4 protein-coding genes are annotated in these 7,236 nt (G+C 69.5%); all 4 read right to left on the bottom strand.

Translation table 11 applies throughout. The annotated features are described in order from the left end of the window. On the bottom strand, window positions 1-640 hold a 640-nt coding region (locus tag AC08OO_RS07265), incomplete at its 3' end, for a COG4705 family protein (protein ID WP_476618350.1). Between the two features lie 694 nt (window positions 641-1,334). Continuing rightward, window positions 1,335-2,528: a nucleoside triphosphate pyrophosphohydrolase gene (gene mazG / locus AC08OO_RS07260; protein ID WP_476609307.1), complete on the bottom strand. Its 1,194-nt coding sequence runs from the start codon at window positions 2,526-2,528 to the stop codon at window positions 1,335-1,337. A 12-nt stretch (window positions 2,529-2,540) separates the two neighbouring features. Then, the gene (locus AC08OO_RS07255) at window positions 2,541-3,299 is read right to left on the bottom strand and encodes a SurA N-terminal domain-containing protein (protein WP_476608124.1); all 759 of its coding nucleotides are present in this window, start codon (window positions 3,297-3,299) and stop codon (window positions 2,541-2,543) included. A 56-nt stretch (window positions 3,300-3,355) separates the two neighbouring features. Beyond that, window positions 3,356-6,970, bottom strand: coding sequence for a transcription-repair coupling factor (mfd, locus tag AC08OO_RS07250; protein WP_476609308.1), 3,615 nt, complete (start codon window positions 6,968-6,970; stop codon window positions 3,356-3,358). Between the last annotated feature and the right edge of the window lie 266 nt (window positions 6,971-7,236).

Below are 7,236 nucleotides of genomic sequence, written 5' to 3'. Positions count from 1 at the left end.
CGCCGAGCGGGCGGGTGAGGATGTAGGCCAGCCAGAAGGAGAGCACCGCGCTGGCGCCAAGGCGCCACCCGACGACCATCGCCACGATCAACCCGAGCGGAAGAAGCACGGAGACGCCCGGGGTCCAGCCGGTCAGGTCCAGAGTCCAGTCGCCGGTCGCGGTGCCGAGGGCGAAGGTGACCAGGACCGCGAGCCAGTAGAAGAGCTCACGGGGACGGGTGATGATGCTGTGGATCGACAGGGTCCGCTCGCGGGCATACCAGATCCCGAAGACACCGGCGAGGACAACGGCGAACACGCTGCTGCTCACCGCGAGGGGAACGCCCTGGCTGTCGGTGAGGATGTCGGTGTAGAGGGTGCCGGTCACGCTCAGCACCACGACAGTGAGCCAGTACACGAACGGGACGTAGCGCTTGGTGCTGAGCTGCCAGCCCAGGACGCCGGCCAGCACGGCGGTGAAGATCAATGAGGTGTTGATCAGACCAACGCCGAGAGTCGTATTGATCCAGTCGGCGAAGCTCTCGCCGACCGTGGTGCACAGAATCTTGATAGCCCAAAACCAGATCGTGACCTCGGGAACCTTGTTCAGCATCTCCCGAACAGGCGTCCGAAGACCCTCGGGCGTTGTGGTAGCCGTCATGTTGCGAAGGTACGGGAGCGAAGATGTGAGGCTCATGGGCGTGTTCACAGATGGTTACTGGTCAGGTATTAACCGGCTTGCGATGACTTTGAGTTAAGCCGCTGAGAGGGTGGGGCCTCTCAGGTGGGCAGCCAGGGGCAGCCCTCAGCGAGGTCGGCAAGTAGAGAGAACAGGAACCACCCCGCACACAGAGAACTTGACAGAGAACTTGACAGCACCCACCAGAGAACTTGTCAGCACCTGCGGGCATCGGATGACGGGGTGCTGTCACACCCCGGCCAGCCGGTTCCCGTCGCACAACTACCACTGCGGCTACCTGCGCGCCAACTACGGCACCGGCGGGCTGTGTCAGCACCTCGCCGGCCCGGCGCTCGACCGCTACGTGACCGCCCAGCTGCCCGGCGCCACTACCAGCTTGCCGAACCAGAAAACCGGCTGGTCACCCGCCAGCTGGAAACCGACTGGGAGACGGCCCTGGCCAACCCCGGCCCCGGCCGGACACGACCCCCGAAATCCCGAAATCCCGAAATCCCACAGGCACAGGCCTCACCAGCCGGCCAGAACCCCGGACCGGCCCACCAGACGACCCCAGCCGAACCGCTCAACAAGACGACCTAACACACCCGATAGCCAATCGATTGCCGATCATGGAAAACGCGAAAGTCGAGTGGCATCGGGCGCCGATGATCGGTGCTTACCCGGGTAGCTGCCGCCAGATTTCGCGCCAGCGGGTGTCGGACAGGGAAGCCGGATCGGCGCCCTCGGCACGGACTGTGCCCTCGACGGCGGCCAGCCGGTCCCGGAAGCGACGGGCGGTCGCCCGAAGGGCCCGCTCCGGATCGACGGAGGCCATCCGGGCGAGCGCGACGGCGGCAAAGAGCAGATCACCGATCAGGTCGTCCCCCGCCGTGCCCGACCGGGCCAGTACGGCGGCCATGGCGGCGATCTCGGTGACCCGATCGCCCGCGTCGGTCACACCCCCAGCGGCCGTCCCGGTCAGCGCGAGATCCGCCGGGACGCCGATGCCGGCAGCCCGCTTCAGCAGCTTGGCCGCGAGGGACAACGCCGGTTGGGAGAGCGGGACACCCTCGGTCACCGAGACGCGCCCCTTCTCGACCGCCTTGATCGCGTCCCAGTTGGCGACGACGTTCGCCGGACCGTCCACGACCACGTCACCGAACACGTGCGGATGACGGCGGATCAACTTGGCCACCAGACCGGCCGCGACGTCATCGACGTCCCAGCCGTCGTCGGCGCGCTCGGCTGCGATCCGAGCGTGGAAGAGCACCTGCATCAGCACGTCGCCGAGTTCCTCGCGCAGCTCGGTGAGATCGCCGTCCTCGATCGCCTGATACGCCTCGTACGTCTCCTCGACCAGGTACGGGGCGAGCGAGGTGTGAGTCTGCTCGGCGTCCCAGGGGCAGCCGCCCGGCGACCGCAGGAGGTCCATGACCGCGACGGCGTCCAACAGGCTCGAGCCGGGCAGCTCCCTGGTGGCCACGAGGCTCGTCACTTCGGCCCCGGTCACCCCGTCGGCCCCGGTCACCCCGTCGGCCCCGGCATCGTTCCGTTCCCCGGAGCCACTCGCCTCGTCGAGGAGGCAGTCGAGGATGCTCGGCGCAAGCGGATCGGGTAGCCAGGCGACCTCGGCCGCCGCGGGATCAGGCAGGGCGGCCCGGATGAGGGTCACCGCGCCGGCCAGACCGCCGGGATCGCCGGGATCGACGATCAGGACGGTCGCACCGGCCGCCCGCAGCGCGGCGAGCTGAGGATGCGTGGGGCTCGCGGTCAGGACGGGCACCGTGCGCACGACATCCCACGCCCGGGCCGTGAGAATTCCCGGTGCCACCCGGGGGCTGGTGACGACCACGGTGATCCGCATCAACATGTCGCCGTCCGCTCAGGATTGGGTGGTCAGGTCCAGGATCGGCGTGGGCGCGGGCTTGCTGGCGATCGAGCCCTCAGCGGCGACCACGGCGAACTGCTTCGTGTCCCAGGTACCAAATCGTGGGTTTATCGAGATGGGATCCCGGGACTCGGCCTGCGCGAGTAGCGGACGCACCTTCGTCGCCCGTTTGTCCGCCACCAGGAACCGAGCCAGGTAGGGCTTGGCCTGCCGGTAGCTGAGAGGGATCTTCCCGATCTGATCGACGATGCTGTCGTACTGGGCGCGGGTGTCCGCGTCGGAGGCGAGGACACCTGGGCTGATCTTGTCCCCGAGCGCCGACTCGAACGCTCCCGAGCGGACGATCGTCGCCACGTCCTGCTGGGCGAAGCCTGCCGCGGCGGCTCGCTGCTCGAACGCCTTCACGCTGCCGAACTGCAGGATCGCGTACGCCTGGTAGTAGGACGCGATGTCCTGGCCGGTCAGCGAGATCCCCAGCCGCTTCGCCTCACCGGAGATCAATTCGAGCTGCACGAGCGTGGTCAGGGTTCGTCGCTGGAGTTCACCCCGGTTGAGACTCTGCGACGCCGACTGCGAGGTCTGCGGGATCGGTACCGTCTGCGCGGCCTTGAGCCCGCGGTCGACGATGCCGCGCAGCTGGGAGGTCCCGATGGTCTGCGAACCGACCTGGGCGGCGGCCCCGGCATGGGTCGTGCACCCGGTACCGACGAGCACGAGGAGCCCGACACCGGCGAGGAGACGGGAAAGCTTCACGAGCCGAGACGGTATCCGCTCAGCGTGGCGTACGGTACGGCGCCCTACGCCAGGAGTCAGATCGAGGCCGCCGCGGCGGCGACCGAGTCGCCCGCGACCGCATGCAGGAGCTGGCCGACCCAGGCGAGCAGAGCCCGGTCCCGCAACGGCCGGGAACCGATGCGCCCCGTCTCGGTCGGCGCGGGAACGAGTACGGTCCGCACCGCCGGTTTGACCACGGCGCCCCGGTAGAGCCGGGTCAGCCGGAGTGTCTGACTCTCCCGCAGCTCCAGCGGAGCGAACCGGATCTGGCGACCGGCGGTGATGATCTCCGTGACGCCGAAGCGCCGGGCAAGCGCCCGCAGGCCCGCGACGGCCAGCAGGTTCTCGACCGGTTCGGGCAGCGGACCGAACCGGTCCACGAGCTCGCCACGCACCTCGTCGATGTCGGCGTCCGTGGCGGCGCCGGCCAGCCGCCGGTAGGCGTCCAGCCGCAGCCGCTCGCTCGGCACGTAGTCGTGCGGCAGGCTCGCGTCGACCGGCAGCTCGACCTTGACCTCCGGGGGCTCCTCGACCCCCTCCTTGCGGTACTCGGCCACCGCTTCGCCGACCATCCGCACGTACATGTCGAACCCGACCGAGGCGATGTGCCCGGACTGCTCGCCGCCGAGCAGGTTGCCCGCTCCCCGGATCTCCAGGTCCTTCATGGCTACGGCCATTCCGGCACCAAGGTCGTTGTGCTGGGCGATCGTGGCGAGCCGGTCGTGGGCGGTCTCGGTCAGCGGCTTGTCCGGCGGGTAGAGGAAGTAGGCGTACGCCCGGTCCCGGCCCCGCCCGACCCGGCCGCGCAGCTGGTGCAGCTGGGACAAGCCGAACACGTCGGCCCGCTCGACGATGAGGGTGTTGGCGTTGGAGATGTCCAGGCCCGACTCCACGATCGTCGTGCAGACCAGCACGTCGAACTTCTTCTCCCAGAAGGAGACCATGACCTGCTCAAGCGCGTCCTCGTGCAGCTGGCCGTGGGCGGTGGCGATCCGCGCCTCGGGAACAAGATCGCGCAGCCGGGCGGCGGCCCGGTCGATCGTCTCCACCCGGTTGTGGATGAAGAAGACCTGCCCCTCGCGCAGCAGCTCCCGGCGGATCGCCGCGGCCACCTGACGGGCGTCGTAGGCGGCGACCGAGGTCAGCACCGGGTGCCGCTCCTCGGGCGGAGTGTCGATGGTCGACAGCTCCCGGATGCCGGTGATCGACATCTCCAGCGTGCGGGGGATCGGTGTGGCGCTCATCGTGAGCACGTCCACCGCCGTGCGCATCTTCTTGAGCTGCTCCTTGTGCTCGACACCGAAGCGCTGCTCCTCGTCGACGATCACCAGGCCGAGATCCTTGAAGCGGTTCTCCCCGGACAGCAGCCGGTGGGTGCCGATGACCACGTCGACACTGCCGGTAGCGAGCCCCTCCTGCACCGCCTTGTGTTCGGCGGGCGAGTTGAACCGGCTCATCGCCTTCACCACCACCGGGAACGCGGCGTAACGCTCGGAGAAGGTCTGGAAATGCTGCTGGACCAGCAGCGTCGTGGGCACCAGCACCGCGACCTGCTTGCCGTCCTGCACCGCCTTGAACGCGGCCCGCACCGCGATCTCGGTCTTGCCGTAGCCGACGTCGCCGCAGATTACCCGGTCCATCGGGACCGGCTTCTCCATGTCGGCCTTGACCTCGTCGATGGCGGAGAGCTGATCGGGTGTCTCTCGGAACGGGAAGGCGTCCTCCAGCTCACGCTGCCAGGGACTGTCGGGAGCGAAGGCATGCCCGGGAGCAGCCATCCGGGCGCTGTAGAGCCGGATCAGCTCACCGGCGATCTCCTTGACGGCCCTGCGGGCCCGACTCTTGCGCTTGGCCCAGTCGGCGCCGCCGATGCGGTCCAGGCTCGGCGCGTCACCCCCGACATACCGGGTGATCTGTTCAAGCTGGTCGGTCGGCACATACAGTCGGTCGCCCCGGGCGTATTCCAGCAGAAGGTACTCCCGCTTGGCGCCCGCGACGGTCCTGGTGACCATCTCGACGTAGCGGCCGACGCCGTGCGCGTCGTGGACCACCATGTCCCCGGGGAGCAGGGCGAGCGGATCGATGCCCTTGCGCCGCCGGCTCGGCATGCGCCGCATGTCCTTCGTGCTCACCCCGCGGGCACCCGCGATGTCGCTTTCAGTAAGAACGGCGAGGCGCAAAGTATCGCTGGTGAAGCCGGTGGCGAGCCGACCGCAGGTGACCATGGCGACGCCCGGAGTGAGGGTGGCCTCCTCGGCGAGGCCGGCGCCCAGGTCGGCGTCGCGCAGCATCTCCACCAGGCGCTGCGCCGGACCGTGTCCCTCGGTGACCAGCAGCACTCGCCAGGACTCGGCGAGCCAGCCCTTGACGTCGGCGATGACCGCCGCGGTGTCCCCGTGGTAGATCGGCGCGGGCCGGAGGCTGGCGACCACCGTGTTGTCGCCGTAGTTGTCGCCGTACTCGGTCCCGTCGTAGGCGGTGCCCGTCAGCCCGGTGCCCGCCGGTTCCCGGTCGCTGCCTGCCGGGGTCGACATGAAGGGAGTGACCGACCACCACGGCAGGCCGAGATCCTCCGCACGCTCGCGGACCTCGATGATCGATCGGTAGGCGGCCGCGCCGAGATCGATCGGCGCGCCGCCACCCAGCGCCGCGACGCTCCACGACGCGTCGAGGAACTCCTGGCTCGTGCGCACCAGTTCACTCGCCCGCGAACGGACCCGTTCGGGATCGCAGACCAGCACGTGGGTGCCGGCCGGCAGATCGTCCAGGAGTAGTGACATGGCGTCGACGAGTACCGGGGCGAGCGCCTCCATCCCCTCCACGGGGATGCCGTCGGCGATCTTGTCGAGCAGGTCCAGCAGCTCCGGGTGGCGCGTCGCGAGGTCCGCGGCCCGCGCCCGCACCTGCGCGGTCAGTAGCAGTTCGCTGCACGGCGGCGCGAACAGGACACGGCCACCACCGGCCGCGCCATCATCCTCCGGTAGCGCCCGCTGGTCCGCCACGGAGAACCGGCGGATGTCCTCGACTTCGTCGCCGAAGAACTCGACCCGCAGCGGATGCTCCTCGGTGGGCGGGAAGACGTCGAGGATGCCGCCGCGCACGGCGATCTCGCCGCGCCGCTCGACCAGGTCCACCCGATGATAAGCGATGTCCACCAGCCGCGTCACCACGCCGTCGAGGTCGGCCGTATCGCCCTCGGCGAGGGTGACCGGTGCGAGCTCGCCGAGCCCGGCCACCTGGGGTTGCAACACCGCACGGATCGACGCGACCACGATCCGCAGTGGCGGCCGACCGGTGCTCGCCGGATGCACGAGCCGGCGCAGCACGGCGAGGCGCTGCCCGACCGTGTCAGCCCGGGGGGACAGCCGCTCGTGAGGCAGGGTCTCCCAGCTCGGGAAGACCGCGACCACACCGGGACCGAGCAGGCTGCCGAGCGCCGACGCCAGATCCTCGGCCTCCCGGCCGGTAGCCACGACAGCGAGGACCGGCCGGTCGGCCCCGACCGCCAGGGCTGCGGCGGCGAAGGGCCGCAACGCCGCGGGACCAGCGAGGTCGAGGACCGGTTCACCGACCGCGCCGATCGCCCGGCCCAGGGCAGGATCCCCGCCGGGACGGGCGATCAGCGCGTCGAGCAACGGCGCGAGGGTCATGGGGTGCGTCCCTGTGCCTCTCGGTTGGTTGGGATCCGATGGTTGGGATCCGACGACGTGACACGGCGAGGCCGATCCGGCCCTGATCTACCGTCCGGCCCGGCCCCGCTCCACACGACGCTTCCGCCCGGCGATGCCCCGGTCCGCAGGCGTCGGCAGCGGGTCAACCTCGATACCCAATCGATCTTGATGCCGGGCCGGCCCTAGTACGGGTCAACCTTGATACCGGATCGACCTCGATCGGCTCAACCCTGTCGGCACAGACG

Source organism: Frankia sp. CeCAU1, assembly GCF_977971845.1.
Note: the sequence above shows the minus strand (reverse complement) of the source record. Positions and strands in the feature narration are given on the sequence as shown.

Bases quoted from the DNA above. Each gene is read 5' to 3' on its own strand.
- mazG (WP_476609307.1), bottom strand. From the start codon at position 2,528: ATGTTGATGCGGATCACCGTGGTCGTCACCAGCCCCCGGGTGGCACCG.
- mfd (WP_476609308.1), bottom strand. From the start codon at position 6,970: ATGACCCTCGCGCCGTTGCTCGACGCGCTGATCGCCCGTCCCGGCGGG.